Origin of the sequence: Mucilaginibacter jinjuensis (genome assembly GCF_028596025.1) — a bacterium.
Classification (GTDB): domain Bacteria; phylum Bacteroidota; class Bacteroidia; order Sphingobacteriales; family Sphingobacteriaceae; genus Mucilaginibacter; species Mucilaginibacter jinjuensis.
On record NZ_CP117167.1, the window covers coordinates 2,426,839 to 2,449,886 of the forward strand.

Below are 23,048 nucleotides of genomic sequence, written 5' to 3' on the forward strand. Positions count from 1 at the left end.
TCAGTTATGATCCGAGTTCCAGCTGATTTCTGACCAGGTTGTAATAGTCGCCTTTATAATCGACAAGACTTTTATGTGTCCCTTCTTCTATGATTTTGCCCTTATGAATTAAAATAATATTGTCTGCATTGGTTACTGTGCTTAGCCTGTGAGCAACTATAACCACCGTTCGGCCGGCAAAAAATTCCTGTAAATTATTCATAATAATACGTTCGTTATTAGAATCAAGGGAGTTGGTCGCCTCATCGAAGAACAAATATTGGGGATTTTTATAAACGGCCCTCGCAATAAGCAAACGTTGTCTTTGACCGGTACTTAAACCATTACCGGCCCTGCCAATTTGCGTATTGATCCCAAATGGCTGCTCATCTATAAAGGCCTGCAAATTTGCTACGCTGATTGAACGCTGAACCCTTTCCAGATCAGGTACCTCATCACTGATCGAAATGTTGTTCAAAATACTATCGGCAAACAAATACCCGTCCTGAAGTACAGCGCCGCATTGGCTCCTCCATTGCCGGTTAGCGATTCTACGTAATGGCGTGTCGCCAATATTTATTTCACCCTTTTCCGGCTCAAATACCCTGAGAAGTAGTTTTAATAATGTTGTTTTTCCGCTTCCACTCATACCAACAATCGCCGTGATTTTTCCTTCAGGTATAGTTAGCTGTATATTCTCCAATACTGGGTGGTTACCATGTCCCGGATAGCTAAAAGTCACATCATTAAGGTGAATGTCTTTGTTTTTGGGAAGGTCATAAATGATCTGGTCAGTTACCTGCTCTTCGTCTGCCATATCGTGAATTTCATTCAAGCGTTCAAGGCTGATCTTCGCATCCTGGTAAGCTTGAATGAAGCCAAGTAATTGTTCAATTGGGCCGTTAACTTGTCCAACAATATACTGTACTGCCATCATTCCACCTAATGTCATGTTCCCAAAAACTACCGCACGAACCGTTAAAAATGTTATGATTATATTTCTTGCCTGACTGATGAATTTTGAACCAGCCTGCTGATATTGCGTCAATGCTAACGTCTTAACCCTGATCCTGAATACACCAGCTTGTATACGCTCCCAGCCCCATCGCTTCTGCTTTTCGCAATTGTTTAGTTTAATTTCCACAATCCCATTCATCAATTCTATAATTGAATTTTGGTTTTTTGATGAAACTTCAAATTGCTTATGATTTAGTTCACGACGACGATTTAAAAAATTTACAATCCAAACTACATACACTAAATAACTGACAATAGATACCAGGAAAACCATCAGGTTATAATAGGCCAGCAGGATGATGAAAACGATAAGATTAAAGATGGAAAAGAGCGTGGACAGGCTTGTATTCGTAAGAAAACTTTCAATCTTTTGTTGATCGGACATTCGCTGAGTAATATCCCCTGTAGTTTTTGTTTCAAAGAATCCAAGTGGTAGCTTAAGGATCTTAATCAGAAAGTCAGTCAGTATAGATATATTGATGCGGGTACTGATATGCAGTAAGATCCACGACTGTATAAAATCTATGCTGGTTGCTCCGATAAATAACATTACTTGCGCAATCAGTATAATATATATAAAGTGCAAGTCATGCGTATTAATACCAATATCAACTATCGATTGCGTAAGCAGCGGTGCAATCAACGAAATAAAACTTCCCGCCGCCATTGCAATGAATAATTGAATGAACAGTTTTTTGTAGGCATAGAAATAATGAAACACCCTAGACCAACTGTTGGATACTGCAAGTTCATTTGAAGCCATATAAAAATGGGGCGTCGGAGACAATATAAGCGCTATGCCGTCTTCCTTGTCTTTGCTGCCAAACCAGCTCTCTTTAAATTCTGTCTCAGGCAAACGGAGGCGTCTCTTCCCCGGATCAGCGATGTAATATCTGGATTTTTTGATCTTGTATAATACAACGTAATGATATTGGTTCCAATGCAAAATACAGGGCAGTTGTACGTCTTTTAACTGTTCGACAGATAGCCTGGCGGCTAAAGTCTGGAATCCGATCTGTTCTGCAGCCTCACTGATATCAAATAGTGTAGCCCCGGATTTCCGGCTGTGGCTAAGGTCCCGTAGTTTTTGTATCGGATAAAACCGGCCATAGTATTCGGCAATAATACGCAAACATGTTGCGCCACAGTCCATCGTGTCCTGTTGCTTGTGGAAAGGAAATCTTTGCCGCAGATTAATCATTAAGATGGCTACTCTACTTTATAAGTAAATGATTTTCGGCACAAATATCCATTTGAGCTTATACCTTCAACTATAATTCTGTAATTACCAGGAAGGTCTGTATTATAATACTCAACTTGTGCCATGCCCTTTTTATCGGTTATAATTTCAGGATTCCAATAAACAGTACTGCGATTATCCAGCCCTGTCCGATGATCAGAGATGTTATATTTTGGAGAGTAAAATGCTTTGGTTAAATGAAACACGGGGTCCACCGTAAGCAGATTACCAATCTTACTACTATCCGTTTTTGTTTTATTGGTGCCTTTTTTTGTTGTAATTACCAATACGCCGCCTGCACCTCTAATTCCATAAATGGCTGCATTTACGCCGGAAGATTTCATAAACTCAATGCTTTCAACATCTGTCGGCGCTACAATCTTTTCCAGTGTGTATATTGTCCATCTCCGCTTACGGCCATGCCGTCAAGTAAAATAAGCATATTACCAGTATGCGTGCCAAGATTTGAAAGCACATTAGCCCGCAAAGGCAGCAGTGAGGTAAGGCAAGATAAATCGATGCAATTCTCTAAATCTTTACTGGTCAAAACAATATCCGCATTTCCCGCCCCATTTAAATTAGCGGAATGAGAGTCTTCCAATTTGTTCTTATGGGTATAATCCTTAATAATGACCTCCTTGAGTTTTGTGCTTTTGTTAAATAAGGATTTGCCCCCGGCTGCGGAGTTAGTGTTCATAGATTGGGCCGCATCCCGAATGCTATCGGCAGGCACTTTGAACGGCTCAGCAGGTAGAGGATGGAAAGTGTCGAGCTTAATAAACGAGTTCTGCTCTTTTTGTTGAGCCACCTGAAGCATAAACTTATTAAATATTTGCTGTTCAGGAATTTTGAAAGAAAAGCCGCCTCCTAAATCTGTAACGGTGTCCATTATACCCCCGCCCAATTTTTCTGTAATCAAAGATACTTTTGCATTTGCCACAGGCTGATTTTTGGCACCGAGCACCTTTCCGCTTATTGTGAAGTCTTCATCCGGCTGATACTGAATTGCAGGAAACTTCCCGGTTGTTATATCAGTCCATGCATACCTGGTCCAGCCCTGTGTCAGCATTAATATATCCAGATCTCTGTCTTTGAGGGGGGAGGGGTTAACAAAATAATAATTGGGGGTTTCTACAAAGCCTTTTAGATCAGATTTTAACAATAAATCAGAAAATATACTCATTTCTTGCTCCTCATTTTGCAATACCTGATCCTCGTTAGTTACGGACATTGAAAAGCTGCCGATAAGGGGCAGTCCGTTGTAGTCTGTTGCTATTAAAGAAAGCTGTGTTTTTTCTCTTTTGGTATATGATGGCCTGATGTCTGACGTATTTAGGCTGATTTTTTTCACGTAGTTGTTAAATACCAGGCGCTCAGCTGTGGGTGTGCCTGCAGCATTAAATAGTGTTAGCTGTAATATTCCCGGAGGAAGCTTGTTTCGGGGGGCGGTAATATTAATACGCTTGTCCGGAAACTTCGTTCTGAAAACAAAGAGAGGAACACCGTTTGATATAGGCAACAGTATTAATTCCTGCTTATTTAAAAGATCTGGAGTTGCAAATAATGTTATGGTTAAACTATCGGGATTGCTGTTATCAGATGTGATAACATACCCGCTTGGCTGCGCTTTCGGAAGCAGCACCTTTTGTTTTTGCCCGTCCGGAAGCTCCACAAGCGCGGTGTAGCTTTTTCCGCTTACCGGCATGAATGTGAATGATCCCATACCGGCGTGCCGGCTTTTAAAATTCAGGATCTCATTGTTATCCTGATCAACAAGCGTTCCTTTAACACTGACGCCGTACCCTAAATCTGAAACCACTTTGAATGCGACAGCGGATTGTATTCCGTTTACCAGATTTCCGCTTTCCGGAAAAAGTTGGATGTCATATTGAATACCGGCAGGCCTTGCTTGCGTACGATGGGAGCCGGATTTCAGTGCCACTCCCTTGCTGCTAACAGCGCTGATAATGCTTATATCCTTTTGAAAAAAGTAATCTGGCCCCCAATTGAGCATCCATTTAGTATAAGCCCGGATACGATAGTTTCCAACCGGTAAATTATCATCTACAGCCAGCTCTCCTGCGGCAAATCCAACGTTAAGCGGTAATTGCAGGCTTTTTTGAATAGAACCCCCGGCCGCTATCAGATCCACATATAAAATTTTACTGCGATCTGAAGGGATATTCTGAAGGGCATTTACTACATAGCCTTCGAACCAGATCGTGTCACCTGGTGCGTAGAAAGGCTTATCAAAATGGAGGTGTACTTTTTCAGGCTTTGTAAATTTACTATAAGTTTTTAAATTATTAACGACGGTATCAATGGGCAATGGCGACTGTGCTTTAGTAGAGTTAAGCCATAGTAAACTTATTGATAGCAGAAATAATTTTATTCTCATATTGTTTAGTAAAAGAGATGCGCCCGGGCGCATCTCTACTTTAGTTAACAACTTGCCTGATAGCAATTGTAGCCACCTCCAAGTAAACATGCGCCTTTCTCACCAGGGCAATCCCCATCACTGACGTAACAAATCCAGTATTCCAGTCCCTGAACTTGGCATTGAAGACAGGTCGAAATAACCTCCCCGCCACAGTAACCTCCGCCGACTTTCATCATTTGCTCTTTGCTGAGCATTTCTTTAATTCCTCCGATCTTTAAATTAAATTTTTGCATATAATTAAATTTAAGAATAAAGCCCGTTTTAATCGGGATGGCTCACCCTATCCTGTTTTCCTGAAGACAGGCAACTTATTGTTCTCGAGACAATTTTTTATTGAATAAAGTATTTTAAATCCTCAATCCGATAGGTGTTGGGAAGGCGATGGCCATCGATAAAAATGGTCGGGGTAACTTCGATGCTTGCCAGTTTTGCCCAGTTTTTTTGTTCCACAAGAGGGTTAATAGGAATATCCTGAACTGGATAAATTGCAGACCATGACTTATAATCATATTGGTGACTATACCAATCACTAAGCGCTTTTTGAGCGGTTTCTACATTATACTCGATACTAACCTGCATTAAATGCCCGGCCAGTTTAGTCCTGTAATCATCGGGATGGGCATTGGTCGAAAAAATAACCTGCAATTTGAAGCTATTGGTCTCCGTTAACCAGTGATCCAATATTTCATGCGCAGCTGCACAAGGTTTACAGTAAGGGTCTGAAACTATTGTGATGACATGCTCTGCTTCTGAATTTCCAAAAATCAGGGTGTGCTGATCAGGAGGCAATCCGTATTTGGATTGTTCTTTCAGCAGGTTCCAAAAAAGGTCCGGATTATATTTGAAGCGATTCAGTTGTAAAAGTACCTGGTTTAAGTCTTGGGCTTTAATAAGAAACGGCTTGATAAATGCCCATGCAGCTATGGGAAAGAGAAAAGCAAGCAAAATGTTAGTGAATGAGAGCGATGTAATAAGGTTGACCGGATGAAATAAATAAAAAGCCGTGCAGCCAAATTCTAACCATAAAATGGCCTGCACACCGCAACACAACAAACACCATTTTTTAGCAACCCTGATCTGGTAATAAATAGAATAAAATGTATAGGGTAAGGCAAGTACATTGATTATTGCCAGAAAGAACTGTAGCGAAGCTGAGGGCGGATTAAAAAGTAATAAGATCCAGGTGCCTGAAAAATAAAAAAAAACGGCTTCTGACCAATTCAGAAATGGGGCTATTTTGGCTGCTTTAGAAGATAAAATACCATTGCAGTCAGTTTTTTTGCTTTTACCGCAAATGCGCCGCACAAAAGCATTATTGGCATCAATGCTTTGTATAAGCAGTAAAACAGAGAGCATCAGGCCGGTTGTTTTGAATATAATTAGTGCAAGCGTTGTATAAGCGATGCTTCCGGCAATTAAATGTGTATGCAGGGCATTCAGTAGTATGAATGCAATTGTCAATACGATCAAAGGAATACGCAGGTTATCCAGCTTCTGGGCAAACAGCTTTTGGGGAAAATCTGCTTCTCCCGACGCTAAATCTGATTGGGCCAATAAAATTGTTCCTGAGTATATGTTTTTGAAACGCCCGGCGCTCATTTCAATATTCCGCCATTTCTCGTTATATACCGTTACAGCATCGCTGCTTACGGCTGTAACAAGTGCAAACCCACCGCCGTTTTCTGTTAAATGCGCGATGAAAGGGCAAGGCACTTCCGAAAGTTCTTCGAAACTTAGTTCGTAGGCTCCATTGGGGACTTTCCATTTATCTAACGCATCACTAATGGTGAGGACGCTTGGATAATAGGGATGTTTAGTAACTTCTTCAAATACACTTTTGGTTGTTACCGGAATTTCGGCAATACGAAATAAACGGCTGAGCACGCTTGTAATGTTCGAGTCCATAGGTTTAGGTTAGAATGATCTCAATTGGTGTCTCAATATCAACATCTAAAATTACAATTACAATAAAAAATATTATAAAATATTGTAAATCAGGCATATAATTACTATGTAATACGCTTGATGAACAGCGAATTACCGCGTGTAAATGGGATACGGCATAAATATGCACCCTTTTTAATTTAAGAGTAACTCGCTTATTGAACAGCGATAAATTACCTTAGATGCATGCTCTTTTTAAAATGTTTACGAAACATTGTTCCCGCGAATGAAAAAAATAATCTTTTGATGTTCTGTAATATCGTATTTCGGGTAATCCTTTGTAGATTGAGCGTGGCATAATGAAAAACGTTTTAATAGTTACAGATGTAGATTTCTGGCTGAAGGGCGCAGGACACAGAACACGTATAGCGGCTTTAGTAGATTATCTCTCCGCCAACTGTAATTTAAGCATTGTTTATGCAGCGCCTGTTGGCACTTATGCAGTGGAAGCGTTATCCCGGATGCAAAACATCAGCTTCTTTTTTTTGGATGAAAAAAAGCGGCTGAGCCTTGAGGAATCTGGTATGAAATTCGAGCGGTTTATGAAAGGAAAGAAGTTCGATTCCATCATCATTGAATATATACACAATAGCTTTTTTTTAGAATATCTGACTCATGAAACACAGCTGATTTTAGATGCGCATGACATTATTAGTGATAGAAGCGAAGCATTTAGAGATTTTAATTACGCCGGGGAATTGTTTGAAATAAGCCGGGATAATGAGGCGAAAATTATGTCTTATTACGATTTTGTCTTATTGCTAACTGCTTATGATATTCAACGGTTTAACCAACTCGCTATCACAACAACAGCCTTACTGGTACCTCATCCTTCCAAAACTGTCGGCAATGAAATTCGGCGCGAGGTTAAAAATATTGTATTTATTGCAAGTGAATATCTCCCCAACGTGGATGGAATTAAATTCTTCATTGAAAATTGCTGGCACAAAATAACAACCCGGTTTTCGGTCAATTTGCTAATCTACGGTAACGTGTGCAGAATGCTCAAGGCCGCCCCGGACCAGCGCATTTTTTTAATGGGATACGTCGAAGATTTAAAAGAAGCCTATCATCAGGCTGATATCATCATTAATCCCGTGAGGTTTGGCGCCGGACTTAAAATAAAAAATATTGAGGCATTAGCGAATGGCTTACCCTTATTAACTTCCCTGCATGGGAGCAGGGGGTTGGATAGTGGAATTGGAACTGCTTTTTTGGTCGCCGACCAGCCGGATGAATTTATTGCAGCCATCTCTGATCTGATTAATAACTATGAGCTGCGTATGAAGTTAGGCGCCCAAGCTTCATTGTTTATTGAAGATAACTTCAACGAGGATAGATGCTTCAAACCATTGCTTGACGTTATAAACGGGATCACGGCATCCTAGCTGATGCTTGAAAGTTCTTCTTTAAATTATAATAAATGCGACTGAATATTGTTTCCTGTTTAATAGTAATCCGGGCAGTGGCCATCATACCGGCATGAAATAATTTGCTATCCGCTAACCAGGCTAAAGACAGGTTATCGAAAGTTATTTTAGATGTATGTACACCATTTTGAGCGACGGCGGATACAAAAGTAACTTTGCCGTGCATGATTTCGCTATCCGCATCGGCCAGGCCTTCAAATTTTATCGATACTTCCTGACCAGTTTTAATTTTACTAACTAAATGGTCAGGTATCCAAACGGCACCGTAATATTGATTATGAATAGGGGTGACGATAAACGAAGTATCTCCGTTAACTACTTTCCCTCCATTTTCCAGAGCGTTCACCCAATTTACGGTTCCTGCTATAGGGGCCTTTTGTATATGTATATTTGCCCATTTATCTATTTCAGAAATCAATGAGACTATCTTAAATGAGATTTCTTTATGATTGATATGCCGTTTTGAAATGCGATAACTGTACAACAGGTCAAGATATGGCGTTTTTAAATCACCCATTTTTACCGTCTTATACTTTTCAATAGATGGTTTAAAGAACCCTCCGTCCCCGTCAACGCTACCCTCTAACTCATGTAAATCTGCCAGAAGATGTATAATGGCTGTATGGTCATACTGACTGTCTACGTATAGAAGTGCTTGGCCTAATTTGACCGTATCATGGTCCCGGACAAGGAGCTTGGCTATATTGCCGGACGTTTGAAATGTTATAATCCCGTTATTGTTCGTAGATGTCAATTTTAGCGGCAATACAGTCTCTTCATTATTCTTAACCATACCCGAAATAAGAAGTGCAATGATCAATGCCAACACCAAACATATCGCCCCGGCACGCAATACAAAATCAGGGGGCTTGTTTATAATTTCTTCTATCTCTTGGCTGTGAATAGATTCTGAAGTTGGCATTGCCTGAGAATTAGTTATTGTGAAGTTGAAAGTTTAGATATTTCTAACGTGAAAGTAAGAAAATGATAATTCATATAAAAGCAATTGAGGGTCTTGCTGGGGCCGGACAAAGCGAAAGACAGAAAACCTATTTATGCCTCAGTGACAGTAAACCGTCAACGCGCTTACATCGCTTTTACACCATTGGCCTCGTAATTGGAATAACTATAAGTTTTAATTGCAATACAAGCCCCTTTGTTTGTATTCTCATTTAACGTGATATTGTCGCCAATTTTCTCAAATGATCGATAAAGTGGTTCGAGATTTGAGTATAAGAAATTATTCGGCAATAAAAACTCGCTGCGAGATATTAATTGAGCTTTGAGGTAAAGTTACTCAACCAATGAGTAAGCATATTAATTATAAATAATATTTTTATAAGGTGTTGTATTTCTGTATGATAGGTTTTAAATTTAATAAAAAAACAAACCTTAAAACCTTATCATCATGAAAAAATTAATTTTAATCTCTGCGATTTTTCTTTTCTCATTTAATTTGCTTGCTCAAAAAAGAATTGTTGGATCATATTATTATTTAGAACACCCCAGCAGTGACGTTTTTACTGAAAGTTATGGAGGTGTACCCAATGGAACTACTGATCCACACCCAGTAGCATCCGACGCAAATATTGTCGATGCAGATCTTCTTGTTAAAAAAAGCTCATTGAAACAAACTTCAGATATCAGCAATAATCATAGTAATTCGTTTCTATACAATACATGGAGTCATAATAAAAATGTTCAAATCACAGGAAAATTCTTTAAAGTAAAGAGAGTGATTTTAAAAAATGATAGTTGGGGGAAATTTCATGACAATCTTTGGCATCCGGTAGAGGGATTAAAAGCTGACTCTGTAATTTTTACTATAAAATACACCGGAGCGGATTCTTTAAGCACTACTGTAATTGACAATATTGTTAAATTATTTGTAGGGAAAGCAACAGTAGTAGGCAAAATTTATGCCGCCATGGCAGGAACAGGTAATTCCACTACAAAGAAGGCTGGAAATATTGCTACAATAATAAAGTCATCCAAAGATAGCGTTTCATTTACAGTTAATGATAGTACTGTTTATTACGCGGTTAGGTATGCGCAGATAGGTAGTTTAGAGTATGAACAAACCTCATGGCTAACTTTGGGCAGAAAAAAAATTAAAGCTCCAGATTGTGTTGTGCCTTCAAATGAAGAACGGGTAGATTTTAGTTTGCCAACTGGAAATACTATCCATAGTCTTATAGGAGATAATTGTGATCTGACTCAAGATAGAATCAAGGTTAATTTTAATTATGATCATGGAAACGCTTACGTTGTCGTTACGGATCAGTTAAAAAACTCTTCGGCTGGTACTCACCATGGAACAACGTCAAAACCTAAAGTAGATACATTATACAACACTGGCCCGATTGACTTTAAAAATGAATACCTAAATCGAAATTACAGCGATTCTTTTCAATTTGTTTCCAATCGAAGTGCAACAAAGCATGGTAGCGTAAATGAAGTTGTAGTGGCCGATTTTGCATTGAGTTTTAATCCTAAAACCGGTAAGGGATCAATTTATAATTACGAAGACTACTACCACACTTGCGTATATACAATGCACGCGTCAATAAAGTATTTTCCTAAATAAAAAGTCTGAAATACGTCTGAAAAATTTGATGCTGTTATAAATTAACGCTCATAATCTTCCAAGCCCAGATGGGCGCACAAAACGGCCTTAGCAATTTGCTAAGGCCGTTTTTATTTTTATGATTCTCACAATCTGCATATAAAACAAACTGAAACAATCTGGGGGCTCAAACCTGATTGAATCAGCGTGTTTTAAGAAAATTTATAATCTCATTTCCAGGCAAAAATTATCAAACAATTTAATTGAAAAATCGTTCAAACGGGGATCGTTGTTTGATGACCTATTGAAGACTTAAATAACTTTCTCTTAAGAATAATTTTTTGCCGTTTACGTTTGATTTGTTACCGGATATGATCGATTCTGTCGTACAAGAAATTCTTATTTTGCATTAATTAAATATTATACCTATACCTTTTGTCATTTTATTGATTAATCTAATAGTTAAATCACAATTTATCTACCCCGCATGAAAAACGATATCTTAAACGAAGTATTAGATGGTACACAAGTAACCAACCAGCTTCAGGAAGATTCACTTGATCTGAAAGAACTGTTGAAGGTGCTTTCGTTTGTAAAAAATGGAAACCTGGGTGTGCGTATGCCGGTCACGCAGGCAGGCATTAACGGCAGGATCTGTGAAGTACTTAATGATATCATCGATATGAACGAGCGTTTTGTGGCCGAGATCTCTTCGGCCGAAAAAACGATCGGTAAAAGGGGAAATCTATCTAAAAGGATTGAGTTAACTGATGCCAGGGGCGAATGGGCCAATGGTGTTAATTCACTCAATAACCTCATCGAAGACCTTACTTCGCCAACGCTTGAAATTGCCGGGATGATTAACTCGGTAGCCAATGGCGATCTGTCCAAACAAATCCCGCTCGAAATAAAAGGTCACCCGTTAAAAGGTGAGTTTTTACGTATTGCTAAAGAATCAAACCAGATGCTTTCCAAACTCCGCTTATTTTCGATGGAGGTAACCCGTGTTGCAAGGCAGGTAGGTTCTGAAGGTAAATTGGGTGAACAGGCAAAAATTAAAGGCGTAGCCGGTGTTTGGGCCGAGTTAACGGATTCTGTAAACCAGATGGCCGGTAATTTAACTGCCCAGGTACGTAACGTGGCCGCGGTAACCACAGCGGTGGCAAAAGGTGACCTTTCGCGAAAGATTACGGTAGAAGCCAAAGGGGAGATACTTGAGTTAAAGAACACCATTAATACGATGGTGGATCAATTGAACTCCTTCTCTTCAGAGGTAACGCGTGTGGCATTGGAGGTAGGTACCGAAGGTAAATTGGGAGGGCAGGCTAAAGTGCCGGGCGTTGCAGGTACCTGGAAAGATTTAACGGATTCTGTAAACCGGATGGCAGGTAACCTCACATCGCAGGTGCGAAATATAGCAGGTGTAACCACGGCGGTGGCGAATGGTGACTTATCTAAGAAAATCACGGTTGACGTAAAAGGGGAGATGTTGGAGCTGAAAAAGACGATCAACACCATGGTGGATCAGCTTAACTCCTTTGCATCAGAGGTAACGCGTGTGGCGCTCGAGGTAGGTACAGAGGGTAAACTGGGCGGCCAGGCCCGTGTAAAAGGAGTGGGCGGGGTTTGGAAAGATTTGACAGACTCCGTGAATCAAATGGGTAGTAACCTTACTGACCAGGTGCGTAACATCGCCTGGGTAACCACTGCGGTAGCAAAAGGCGATTTATCCCGGAAGATCACGGTGGATGCTAAGGGGGAGCTGTTAGAGTTGAAGAACACGATCAATACGATGGTGGATCAGCTGAACTCTTTCTCGTTCGAGGTAACGCGTGTGGCCCGTGAGGTAGGTTCTGAGGGGCAGCTCGGTGGGCAGGCCAACGTACCGGGCGTAGGTGGTACCTGGAAAGATTTAACCGACTCGGTAAACCAGATGGCAGGTAACTTAACCGGCCAGGTAAGAAATATAGCCGAGGTAACAACAGCCGTAGCAAAAGGCGATTTATCTAAAAAAATTACGGTTGACGTACAAGGCGAAATGCTGGAGCTCAAGATCACCATTAATACGATGGTGGATCAGTTGAACTCATTCGGTTCTGAGGTAACGCGTGTGGCGCGTGAGGTAGGTTCAGAAGGTCAGCTGGGTGGGCAGGCCAACGTGCCGGGCGTAGGCGGTACCTGGAAAGATTTAACCGACTCGGTAAATAAAATGGCCGATAACTTAACCTCGCAGGTACGTAACATTGCCGAGGTAACTACAGCGGTAGCGAAGGGTGATTTATCCCGGAAGATTACGGTAAACGCCAAAGGTGAGTTATTGGAGTTGAAGGATACCATCAATACCATGGTGGATCAATTGCGCGGCTTTGCATCAGAAGTAACGCGTGTGGCCCGTGAGGTAGGATCGGAAGGACAGCTGGGTGGCCAGGCCAACGTGCCGGGTGTGGATGGTACCTGGAAAGATTTAACGGATTCGGTAAATAAAATGGCCGGTAACCTAACGGCACAATTAAGAAATATAGCCGATGTATCCATCGCGATAGCCAACGGCGATTTATCTAAGAAAATTACGGTAGACGTACGGGGCGAGATCCTCCAGCTGAAAGAAACCATTAATACGATGGTGGATCAGCTGCGTGGTTTTGCATCAGAGGTAACGCGTGTGGCCCGTGAGGTGGGTACCGATGGTAACCTGGGCGGCCAGGCCTTTGTGCCGGGCGTTGCGGGCACGTGGAAAGATTTAACGGATTCTGTAAACCAGATGTCGAGTAACTTAACCTCGCAGGTACGTAATATAGCCGAGGTAACCAAGGCGGTGGCCAGCGGCGACTTATCTAAAACGGTAATCATCGATGTTAAGGGTGAGATCATGGACTTAAAGAACACCATCAACACGATGGTGGATCAGCTCAACTCCTTTGCATCAGAGGTAACGCGTGTGGCCCGTGAGGTAGGTACAGAGGGCAAGCTGGGTGGCCAGGCCCACGTAAAAGGGGTAGGTGGAACCTGGAAAGATCTAACGGATTCGGTAAACCAGATGGCATCCAACTTAACAGGGCAAATCCGTGGTATTGCCAAGGTGGCTACGGGTATTGCTAAAGGAAACCTGAAACAGCGCTTATCCATCAACGCATTAGGCGAGGTGGCACAACTTACCGATACCATTAACGAAATGATTGATACCCTTGCCGTATTTGCCGACGAGGTAACTACGGTAGCACGTGAGGTGGGTGTACAAGGCCGCCTGGGTGGCCAGGCCAGTGTGCCGGGTGCATCAGGAACGTGGAAGGATTTAACGGAGAACGTAAATCAGTTGGCACAGAACTTAACTACGCAGGTACGTTCAATTTCAGAGGTAGCATCGGCTGTAACCAAAGGGGATTTAACCCGAACCATCCGCGTGGAAGCCAAAGGCGAGCTGGAAGCTTTGAAGGATACCATTAACCAGATGATTGCCAACCTTAAAGGCACCACATTACGTAACCATGAGCAGGATTGGTTAAAATCAAACCTTGCCAAATTTGCGCAGATGCTACAGGGCCAGCGCGATAGAAACGCGGTGGCAAATAAAGTACTTTCGGAGTTGGCCGAGCTAGTGAATGCCCGTTACGGCGCATTCTATATATTGGAACAACCAGAGGCGGCAGATGAGCCAACACTTCGCTTATTTGCAGGCTATGCACAAAAAAGCCGTAAGCTTATTAACCAGGAGTTTTCGCTGAGCGAAGGTTTGGTTGGCCAGTGTGCTACAGATAAAGAACGCATCAGGCTTTCTAATGTGCCGAGCGAGTACCTGCAAATCAGCTCAGGTATTGGTAGTGCGGCACCTATTGATTTGGTTATCCTGCCGGTATTATTCGAAAACAATATTAAAGCGGTTATTGAGCTGGCATCATTCGAAAACTTCAGCGATACCCACATCGACTTTTTGGATCAGCTGACAGAGAGTATTGGTATTGTACTAAACAACATCGAAACCAATACACGTACTGAGGAGCTGTTATCGCAATCGCAATCATTAGCCGGTGAGCTTTCTGCACAACAGGAAGAGTTAAGGCGCGCCAATGATGAGTTGCATGATAAAGGCCGTTCGCTGGAAGAAAAGGCAGAGCAGTTAACGCTGACATCCAAATACAAATCAGAGTTCTTAGCTAACATGTCGCACGAGTTGCGTACGCCGTTGAATAGTTTGCTAATCCTCGCACAGCAATTATTTGAGAACCCGGAAGGTAACCTCACCGAAAAGCAGCGGATGTTTGCCAAAACCATCCATTCTTGCGGTGATGATTTGATCCAGCTGATCAATGATATTCTGGATCTATCTAAAATTGAGTCGGGCGTTATTGCTGCCGATGTAATGCCGGTAAGCTTTAAAGAGATTGCCTCATTTGCCGAATCAACCTTTAAACCAATATCAGAAGCTAAGAACCTTAAATTTGAGATCCAGCTGCAGGAGGGTTTACCAGAGTTGATGGAAACGGATATGCAGCGATTAAACCAGATCCTGAAAAACTTATTATCCAACGCCTTTAAGTTTACAGAAAAAGGCAGCGTAAAACTTAATATTTACCGACCTGGAATAGGGCAGGAGAACCCATTGAAGAGCCCTGAATCTGTTATTGCCTTCTCGATCGAAGATTCGGGTATCGGGATCTCAAAAAACACCCAGGGCATTATATTCGAAGCTTTCCAACAGGCTGAAGGTTCAACCAGTCGTAAATACGGAGGTACCGGTTTAGGCCTATCCATCAGTAAAGGTTTTGCCGAGCTATTGGGCGGTACTATTACCGTAGGCAGCGAATTGGGTAAGGGTAGTACATTTACACTCTTCCTGCCATTGAAATATAAAGAAGAAAAATCGGCGCCTGTTAAGCCAAAAGAAATTTACCCGGTTGTACACTCGCATACCAATTTAATGGATACGGCCGATTTACTGGTAGATGATGACCGCCATAACATTGTATCAGAAGATCGTGTGCTGCTGGTGGTTGAGGATGATCTTCGTTTTACCAAGATTTTGATCGATAAAGCGCATGATCTTAATTTGAAGGTAGTGGTAGCCATCAGCTATCTCGAAATTTTCGATAGTATTATTAAGTATAACCCGGTTGCCATTACGCTGGATGTAAACATGCCCGAATCAAACGGCTGGAAGATCCTCAAACTGTTAAAAACCGACATAAACCTGCGCCATATCCCGGTTCATGTAATCTCGGGCGAGGATAATAAAGCGATGGCTTTAAAATTTGGAGCCAAATCATTCAGCTTAAAACCATTGTCTAACACTTCGTTAGATGAGCTGATCTCTGGCATCGTTAAATTCCATCAGCACAATACCAAAAAGGTATTAATTATTGAGGACAACGAAGCCGAGCTGCAAAGGCTGTCGGAGTTAATTAATAATGATAACATTGAGGTTTACGGCGCTACAACGGCTCATGATGGTATCGCTATACTGAAAAAGACCTCGTTTGATTGTATCATTATTGACTTTGTATTGCCCGACGCGAATGGCTTGGATTTGTTGAACCAGATCAACGCCTTTAAACAGCTTGATACCACTATTATTCTACATTCGGCCAGAGACTTTACCCAGGACGAATTGATTCAGTTAAAACGCCTCAACCATAAGGTGATTACCAAAACACCTTCATCACACCTTTACCTGCTCGAAGAAATATTGGTGTTGCTGCACATCGATAAAAAATCGGTAGATGAAAATAAACTAAAACTGCTTACCGGGATCCAGGATTCGACCGACATACTGGATGGCAAAAAAGTGCTGGTAGTGGATGATGATGTACGTAACCTGTTTGCTTTAACGGCGGTTTTTGAACGGTCGAAAATTAATGCCATCACTGCCGAAAGCGGGAGAGAGGCGCTCGAAATCTTAAATAAAGATAAATCGATTGATATTGTGCTGATGGATATTATGATGCCCGAAATGGATGGGTACGAAACTATCCAGATGATCAGGAAAGAGCAGCGTAATAAGAGTTTACCTATTATTGCCGTAACCGCAAAAGCAATGATTGGCGACCGCCAGAAATGTATTTCATCTGGTGCATCAGACTATATTACCAAACCGGTAAAAACTGATCAATTACTATCGCTGATGCGTGTGTGGTTAATTAAATAAATACTTGTGTTAATTGTTATAGGATAAGATAGATGAAGGAAGAGCTCATTAAGATATTGCTGGTAGATGATAATGAGAATAATCTGCTTTCGATGGAGGTGGTTTTGGATAAGGATAAATACGCCTTTTATAAAGCCACATCGGGAAGGGAAGCATTGCGCATTTTGTTAAAAGAGGAAGATTTTTGCCTCATTTTACTTGATGTGAAAATGCCGATAATGGATGGATACGAAACAGCAGAATTGATTTACCAGCGCGATAAGCTGAGGCAGATCCCCATCATCTTTATCACAGCACATGATTATGAAGAAGCCGCAGTATTTAAAGGTTATGAAGCAGGAGCGGTTGATTTTATCCGCAAACCTTTTAACCCCGAAATGCTGCGATCTAAGGTTGCTGTGTTTACAGACCTGTACCAGAAAAACCGTCTGTTAAAAAAACAGGAAGAAAAGTTGCAGGCCATTAATGATGACCTGGTACAATTAAACCAGGACCTGGAGCAGCGTGTACTGGAACGAACCATTGAGCTGGAAAACCTGAACCACGAATTAAAGGCCTTAAACCTATCGAAAGATAAATTCCTTTCTGTGATATCGCATGATCTGCGTAACCCTTTAACAGCCTTGCTGGCTTCGTCAGAAAATCTTTCCCGGTCTGCCGAGAAAATGCTGCCCGATCAGATCCGGATGTTTGCTGGTATCATCAATAGAACATCAAACAAAGTATTAAGCCAGTTAAACGAATTGGTAGAGTGGGCTAAAGATCAGCGCGAGAAAACCAAGTTTAAGCCTGAAAAGCTTCATTTATGGAATTGTGTAAATGAGTCATTAGATCTGCTGAGAGAAAATGCCAGTCAGAAAGAAGTTACCCTCGAGAATAATGTAGAGGAAGAGCTTTATATCCATGCAGATGCACTGATGCTGCGTTCTGTTTTGCAGAATTTGGTAACCAATGCCATTAAATTCAGCCCAGCTGGCGATGGGGTGATTGCCGTTACTGCTGTAAGTTTAGGCGATATGGTAGAAGTATGTATAGAGGATAACGGCGTGGGCATGTCTCAGCAAACAAGAGAAATGGTTTTGGGAGATATGAGTGCGAGTTCGCTTTTAGGGACAGGCAAAGAAAAAGGGACCGGACTTGGGCTTTTATTAGTTAAGGATTTTATTGCCACGCATGGTGGTACCATTAATGTAGACAGTGAGTTGGGTAAAGGAACCTGTTTCCGTTTTACCATGCCAAAAAATAGCACGGCTTTAGCGGTTGTTTAACAATCCTGAAGGGAATTATTTACGGTACATCCATACGGTAAAATCGCCATCGCAATATTGGTTATGTAACACTACATTATCGGTCAAAGTGAGGCAATGGTTCATAATTTTATCAGGATCATAAGCCATCAGGATACCTCCGGGGTCGTTTATTTTGCTGAGTAAGTTAAAGCCACAGGCAATTTCACAGGCATTAAACAGCTTGCTGATCATCTTATAAATAAAATCGGGGTCACTGCTTTTGTAATTAAGGCTACCGCTTAGCAATACATAGTCGGTATGCGGTAGTTCGGCAGTAAAAAAGTCGCCAAGTAAAAAAGTGGTGTTGGGCAATTGGTAACGTTCTGATGCTACAGCTAAAAATGCTCCCGCCTGATCGAGTCCCGAATAATGCAGATCTGGGTATCGTTCACCAAGATATTCCCGCAGATCGCCGTAACCGCAGCCCACATCCAATACCGAATGATTATTCATGTCGCCAATACCCGCCAGCATAGCAAAGCGCGATAACTGACTGGTCTTATCAAGCCAACCCAGTGCTTCAACAGTACCTTCACCAAATTCTTTAACGCGCATATCATGATAGCTGTTCATGACCGCCTTGTCAATTATATTCATGTTGTTTTGGTTAACCCTACAAATCGGTATTGAAGCTGTAATATAGCAAACTATATAATGAAAAAGGCTGTCTTCAATTTAAAGACAGCCTTTCTTTTCTATAACATTACTTACTCCATTCCTCAACCATCAGCACATCAGCCTGGCCCGGGAAAACCTTGGTGGTCAATACACGATGAACTTCCTCGTCGCGGTCTGCACAGCAGTCAGATAGCACGGTTAATTTGTAATCCTTGTCAGCCGCTTCACGCAGGGTAGATAACACTACGCCACTGGTAGAGATCCCGGCCAACACCAAATGTTTAATACCGAATGCTCTTAATATCACTTCCAGGTCGCTACCTGTAAAGGCACTTACGCGGCGTTTAACTACCGTTACTTCGCCATCGGCAGGAGTAAGTTCGGCATGTACCCTCATAAAATCGTCCATGTTGAGGCTTGCAAAATGCGCTTTACCTGCTGCAAAGCTCTTGGTGCTGGTTTCGCTTACTTCGGGTACACCGTTGCGGAAACCTACAACCACATAAATAACAGGGATATTGTTGCTGCGTGCAGCCGCTATGGCTTTGGCTGCATTGCTCAAAATTGTTGATGCAGCGGGTAGCATGGCTACTATGCCTTCTTGCATGTCCATTACTAAGAGGGCCGTGTTTGGCGATTTTTGTTCCATTTTATTGTTTTTTAATAGGGTTTGTATTTTATTTTTTATTATTGAAGAATTGCTTTTTCGCTTTCAGCAGGTTTAATTTTAGGTAGTAGTTTTGAAAATATCGCTACTATCACCAGGGCCAGTATGCCTTGACAAAGCATGGTAAGTGGCGCACCTATTTTTTGCGAGATATTACCTACCAGTAAACTGCCCAGCGGCAGCATGCCGAAAAATGCCATCGCAATAAAGCTCATTACGCGTCCACGCATGTTGGTGGCAGCTTCTATCTGTATAATGGTAATGGTGGTCGACATGGGGGTTAATGAGCCCAGCCCCAAAACCACAGCAAAGGGCAGGGCAAAAACAAAATTGCTGGTTCGCGAAAACAGGATCAGCCCGGCGCCCAATACTGTAATGCTTATCAGTAATATCTTCCTTAAGTCTATATCTTTTTTGGCAGATGCCAGTAAAAAGCTGCCCACCAATGCCCCCAGGCCAATACCGCCGGTTATGTAACCGTAAGTAGCTGCGTTGCCTTTAAAAATTACCTTCGCAAATACCGGCACCATGGTGTCGTAGGGGAAAATGAGCACGCTTAAACAAATCAACAGGTAAATGAGCATGCTGATGGCTGGTGTTTGTTTCAGGTACCGAAGGCCCTCTGTAAGTTCGGCGGCCACCTTTTTCTTGTTGACGGGCGGTTTAAATTCCGGGAATTTCATCAATATCAGCGAACCGATTACAGCTATAAAGCTGAGTGCATTGATGCTAAAACAAACACCTGCACCAAAGTCTTGCAAAACTAAACCAGATAAGGCAGGACCAACCAACCGAGCCAGGTTTACCATAGCCGAGTTAAGCGAAATGGCGTTTGCCAAATCAGCCTTATCGTCAACCATTTCATGAACCATGGGCTGTCGCGCTGGCACATCAAAAGCGTTAACTACACCTAATAATGCGCTCAATGTTAAAATTTCCCATATTACGTAATGGTTGGTAAGTATTAGCACAGCCAGCAATATGGCTTGTATCATGGATGCTGTTTGGGTAATGAGTAATATCTTATAACGCGGGTACCTATCAGCAACAACACCGCCAAACAGGGAAAGTAAGAACGATGGAAATTGCTGCGCGAAAACAGAAAACCCGATCATTGAGGCTGAATGCGTAAGCGAATAAATAACCCATATTACAGCTGTGCGCTGCATCCAGGTACCTATTTGCGAAACAGACTGCCCGGTAAAAAACAAGGCATAATTACGGTTGCGAAATGCGCGAAAAGTATTGTTAGTTAGTGATGTTGCCATTCTGTGTTTTATCTATAATCATTTCGACATATTTTGTCTTTTTGTCGAAAAGTAATCAAATTTTTTTATTTCTTCAATCCATTCATCATCAAACCGGTGAACTGAGCGATGGTAGGCTCAAATTCTGTTGCGTTATCTACCAGGTTTATCTCGTTTCTTATCCCCCGTATGCTACTCAGTAAAATAAAGATCAGGATATCCATTTCGTTTTCTTTAATAGCTTTTAGTTCGCCGCGTTTGATACCTTCATTTAAAATACGGGTGAGTAAAGCACCTTCCATCTTCATGATGGTGTTATGATGTACGATCTTGGTTTTCTGAAAAGCAGTTAATGCTTCTGCATCCATGCCAGCCCTTATGGCACTAAAAAAAGCACCTTTTTCTTTCACCACTTTAAGTTTTGTGATAAAGAAAGCATTGATCTTTTCTTCAACGGTCTTCGCCTGGTTTGCAGCCATTTCCATCGCGGTGAGCATCTCGTGCATCTCCACATTAAATACAGCGTCGAAAATTTCGTCTTTGTTTTTATAGTAATAGTACAGCGAACTGCGGCCTTTGCCTATAGCTTTAGCCACATCGTCCATCGTTACCTTAGCCAGGCCATACACCTGGAACAGGTGTTTAGCCGCCGTCAGGATCTGTTCCTGTATTAAATCTTCTTTGGCTGAAATGGGTGCTGACATCGTATTGGGAAAGTCTAACTGCACAAAAGTAATACTATTTGACAAATTAACAAAATATGTCGAAATGTTTTTTAACTGATTTGTTGCACATCGTAGTCCGAATTAAGATTAGCTTAACATTGAATGTTTTAATTTTGCTGCCTGTCGATGGAGCATTTTTCTGATTTAGCCTTACTGGAACAAATTAAAGCGAGCGATCATTTCGCCTTCGATGTTTTGTTCGACCGCTATTGGGAGAAACTCTATAAAACTGCTTATGCCCGCCTGGGCGACGATGTAATTGCGCAGGACATTGTGCAGGAGATCTTTATCAAGATCTGGCAACGCCGCGAAAGCCTCAGCATCAATACTTCGCTCGAAAATTATTTGCATGGTGCCGTACGTTTAAGCGTGATCAGCCATTTCCGTTCACAGCAGGCAACCGACGTTAAGATGCAGGATGCTTTGGAGCGGATTAACCTGCTCGAAGACTCGATAGAAGCCATTGCCGATTACATCGAACTGGAAAAAACATTGGAAGAGGCTGTAAACAACATGCCCGAAATGCTCAAAAAAGTTTACATGCTGCGCAGCGACAATCTTTCAGTAAAAGCCATAGCAGGCGAATTGGGCCTGGCCGACCAAACAGTTAAAAACTATATTGCCGAGGCTACGCGCCGCTTGCGCATCGTAATTGCTGAGAAATATCCCGAGAAGCACCTTACTTATACAGCCTTATTGCTGCCCTTGCTACTTCACAAATAATTAACATAAGTTTCATCTTAATTATAAGTACCCCGGTGGGTTTTCAGCGACTTAATACTGAAAACCCCAGATATGGATATTGATAAATTTAGACAGAAACTAACAAGATACTTAAAGGGCGAAGCCAACGAAACAGAGAACGCCTTGATTGATGCCTGGTACCGATCATATAAAGATAAGGAACAGGATTTGAGCGAGGCTGAAAAGCAACGCATCAGAAATGTCATCTACGCTAAGGTAAAACCTGTTATAGTAAAGCCCTCTGTTTTCAGGTTGCCTGTGTTCCGTATTGCAGCAAGCCTATTAGTTTTTGCAGGGTTATCGTTGATGTTTTATCGTTTGCGCACACTTCGTTTGGCAAAAGAGCAGGTAGTTTACAATACCATTCGCACTTCTACCAAAGGTCTCAAACAAATTAACCTGCCCGATAGCTCTGTAGTGTGGCTAAATGCAGCCAGTACAATCCAGGTGCCGGTTGAGTTTAAAGGCCACCTGCGCGAAATAAAATTGATTGAGGGTGAAGCATTTTTCGATGTAAAAAGAAACCTGCAGCATCCGTTTGTGGTACACACCGGTAAATTAAATGTACAGGTGCTGGGTACCTCATTCAATGTACGATCTTATCAAAAACTAAGCAATATTCAGGTTTCGGTTGCTACAGGTAAGGTAGGGGTTGTTAAAGGCGGCAAATGCCTGGCTATGTTATTGCCCGGTCAGCAATTAAGTTACGCAACAATCACAGGTCAATATCATGAGCAAGCAGTTAATGCTAATGACGCCCAGAGCTGGAAAACGGGTTATACCACATTATCGCAAGCCAATTTCCAGGAACTGGCAGTGGTGATCAATAATATTTTTGGCTTATCGCTAAAAGCAGGAAATGAGCATGTAAACAGCTACCTGTTCAGCATGCGTATCCAGCACAACTTGCCGGCCGATCAGATTTTAAAAGTGATCAGCCAAATTCACAACACACATTTCAGAAAGGAGGGCAAGGACGTAATTCTCTACTAAACCTCCAAAA

General features: G+C 41.8%; 16 protein-coding genes. 6 read left to right on the top strand and 10 right to left on the bottom strand.

The window, feature by feature from the left end; genetic code table 11:
* Positions 1–4: 4 nt before the first annotated feature.
* The 5 genes from PQO05_RS11120 to PQO05_RS11140 all read right to left on the bottom strand — a co-directional run bounded on the left by PQO05_RS11120 (position 5) and on the right by PQO05_RS11140 (position 6,581).
* A complete protein-coding gene (locus PQO05_RS11120; RefSeq protein WP_273632983.1) occupies positions 5–2,197 on the bottom strand; it encodes a peptidase domain-containing ABC transporter in 2,193 nt (730 codons plus the stop codon).
* Between the two features lie 8 nt (positions 2,198–2,205).
* A complete protein-coding gene (locus tag PQO05_RS11125) occupies positions 2,206–2,580 on the bottom strand; it encodes a hypothetical protein (protein WP_273632985.1) in 375 nt (124 codons plus the stop codon).
* A gap of 29 nt (positions 2,581–2,609) precedes the next feature.
* Positions 2,610–4,634, bottom strand: coding sequence for a carboxypeptidase-like regulatory domain-containing protein (locus tag PQO05_RS11130; RefSeq protein WP_273632986.1), 2,025 nt, complete (start codon positions 4,632–4,634; stop codon positions 2,610–2,612).
* A gap of 44 nt (positions 4,635–4,678) precedes the next feature.
* On the bottom strand, positions 4,679–4,909 hold the full coding sequence (locus tag PQO05_RS11135; protein ID WP_273632987.1) for a hypothetical protein: 231 nt from the start codon (positions 4,907–4,909) through the stop codon (positions 4,679–4,681).
* 97 nt (positions 4,910–5,006) lie between these two features.
* A complete protein-coding gene (locus tag PQO05_RS11140) occupies positions 5,007–6,581 on the bottom strand; it encodes a thioredoxin domain-containing protein (protein ID WP_273632988.1) in 1,575 nt (524 codons plus the stop codon).
* 338 nt (positions 6,582–6,919) lie between these two features.
* Here PQO05_RS11140 and PQO05_RS11145 point away from each other — a divergent pair, with 338 nt between their 5' ends.
* Positions 6,920–8,008 (top strand): glycosyltransferase, encoded by a 1,089-nt coding sequence (locus PQO05_RS11145; protein ID WP_273632989.1) that lies wholly within the window; start codon positions 6,920–6,922, stop codon positions 8,006–8,008.
* Here the strand turns inward: PQO05_RS11145 and PQO05_RS11150 are convergent.
* The gene (locus PQO05_RS11150) at positions 7,995–8,972 is read right to left on the bottom strand and encodes an efflux RND transporter periplasmic adaptor subunit (RefSeq protein WP_273632990.1); all 978 of its coding nucleotides are present in this window, start codon (positions 8,970–8,972) and stop codon (positions 7,995–7,997) included. The genes PQO05_RS11145 and PQO05_RS11150 overlap by 14 nt on opposite strands.
* 486 nt (positions 8,973–9,458) lie before the next feature.
* On the opposite strand from PQO05_RS11150, the gene PQO05_RS11155 reads away from it, so the two are divergent.
* The 3 genes from PQO05_RS11155 (at position 9,459) to PQO05_RS11165 (ending at position 18,023) form a co-directional block, all read left to right on the top strand.
* Entirely contained in the window at positions 9,459–10,637 is a 1,179-nt protein-coding gene (locus PQO05_RS11155; RefSeq protein ID WP_273632991.1) for a hypothetical protein, read from the top strand.
* Between the two features lie 466 nt (positions 10,638–11,103).
* Entirely contained in the window at positions 11,104–16,755 is a 5,652-nt protein-coding gene (locus tag PQO05_RS11160) for a HAMP domain-containing protein (RefSeq protein WP_273632992.1), read from the top strand.
* A 32-nt stretch (positions 16,756–16,787) separates the two neighbouring features.
* Entirely contained in the window at positions 16,788–18,023 is a 1,236-nt protein-coding gene (locus PQO05_RS11165; RefSeq protein WP_273632993.1) for a hybrid sensor histidine kinase/response regulator, read from the top strand.
* A gap of 15 nt (positions 18,024–18,038) precedes the next feature.
* Here the strand turns inward: PQO05_RS11165 and PQO05_RS11170 are convergent, their stop codons facing one another.
* The 4 genes from PQO05_RS11170 to PQO05_RS11185 all read right to left on the bottom strand — a co-directional run bounded on the left by PQO05_RS11170 (position 18,039) and on the right by PQO05_RS11185 (position 21,280).
* A complete protein-coding gene (locus tag PQO05_RS11170; protein WP_273632994.1) occupies positions 18,039–18,641 on the bottom strand; it encodes a class I SAM-dependent methyltransferase in 603 nt (200 codons plus the stop codon).
* A gap of 106 nt (positions 18,642–18,747) precedes the next feature.
* On the bottom strand, positions 18,748–19,311 hold the full coding sequence (locus tag PQO05_RS11175; protein ID WP_273632995.1) for a cysteine hydrolase family protein: 564 nt from the start codon (positions 19,309–19,311) through the stop codon (positions 18,748–18,750).
* A 38-nt stretch (positions 19,312–19,349) separates the two neighbouring features.
* On the bottom strand, positions 19,350–20,597 hold the full coding sequence (locus PQO05_RS11180; RefSeq protein ID WP_273632996.1) for an MFS transporter: 1,248 nt from the start codon (positions 20,595–20,597) through the stop codon (positions 19,350–19,352).
* A 65-nt stretch (positions 20,598–20,662) separates the two neighbouring features.
* Positions 20,663–21,280 carry a TetR/AcrR family transcriptional regulator gene (locus PQO05_RS11185; RefSeq protein ID WP_273632997.1) on the bottom strand — a complete coding sequence of 206 codons (618 nt, stop codon included), beginning with the start codon at positions 21,278–21,280 and terminating at the stop codon, positions 20,663–20,665.
* A 147-nt stretch (positions 21,281–21,427) separates the two neighbouring features.
* Here PQO05_RS11185 and PQO05_RS11190 point away from each other — a divergent pair, with 147 nt between their 5' ends.
* Complete coding sequence (locus PQO05_RS11190) at positions 21,428–22,024, top strand: RNA polymerase sigma factor (RefSeq protein WP_273632998.1); 597 nt, start codon at positions 21,428–21,430, stop codon at positions 22,022–22,024.
* 72 nt (positions 22,025–22,096) lie between these two features.
* Positions 22,097–23,038, top strand: a complete 942-nt coding sequence (locus tag PQO05_RS11195) for a FecR family protein (RefSeq protein WP_273632999.1) — start codon at positions 22,097–22,099, stop codon at positions 23,036–23,038.
* Positions 23,039–23,048: the final 10 nt, after the last annotated feature.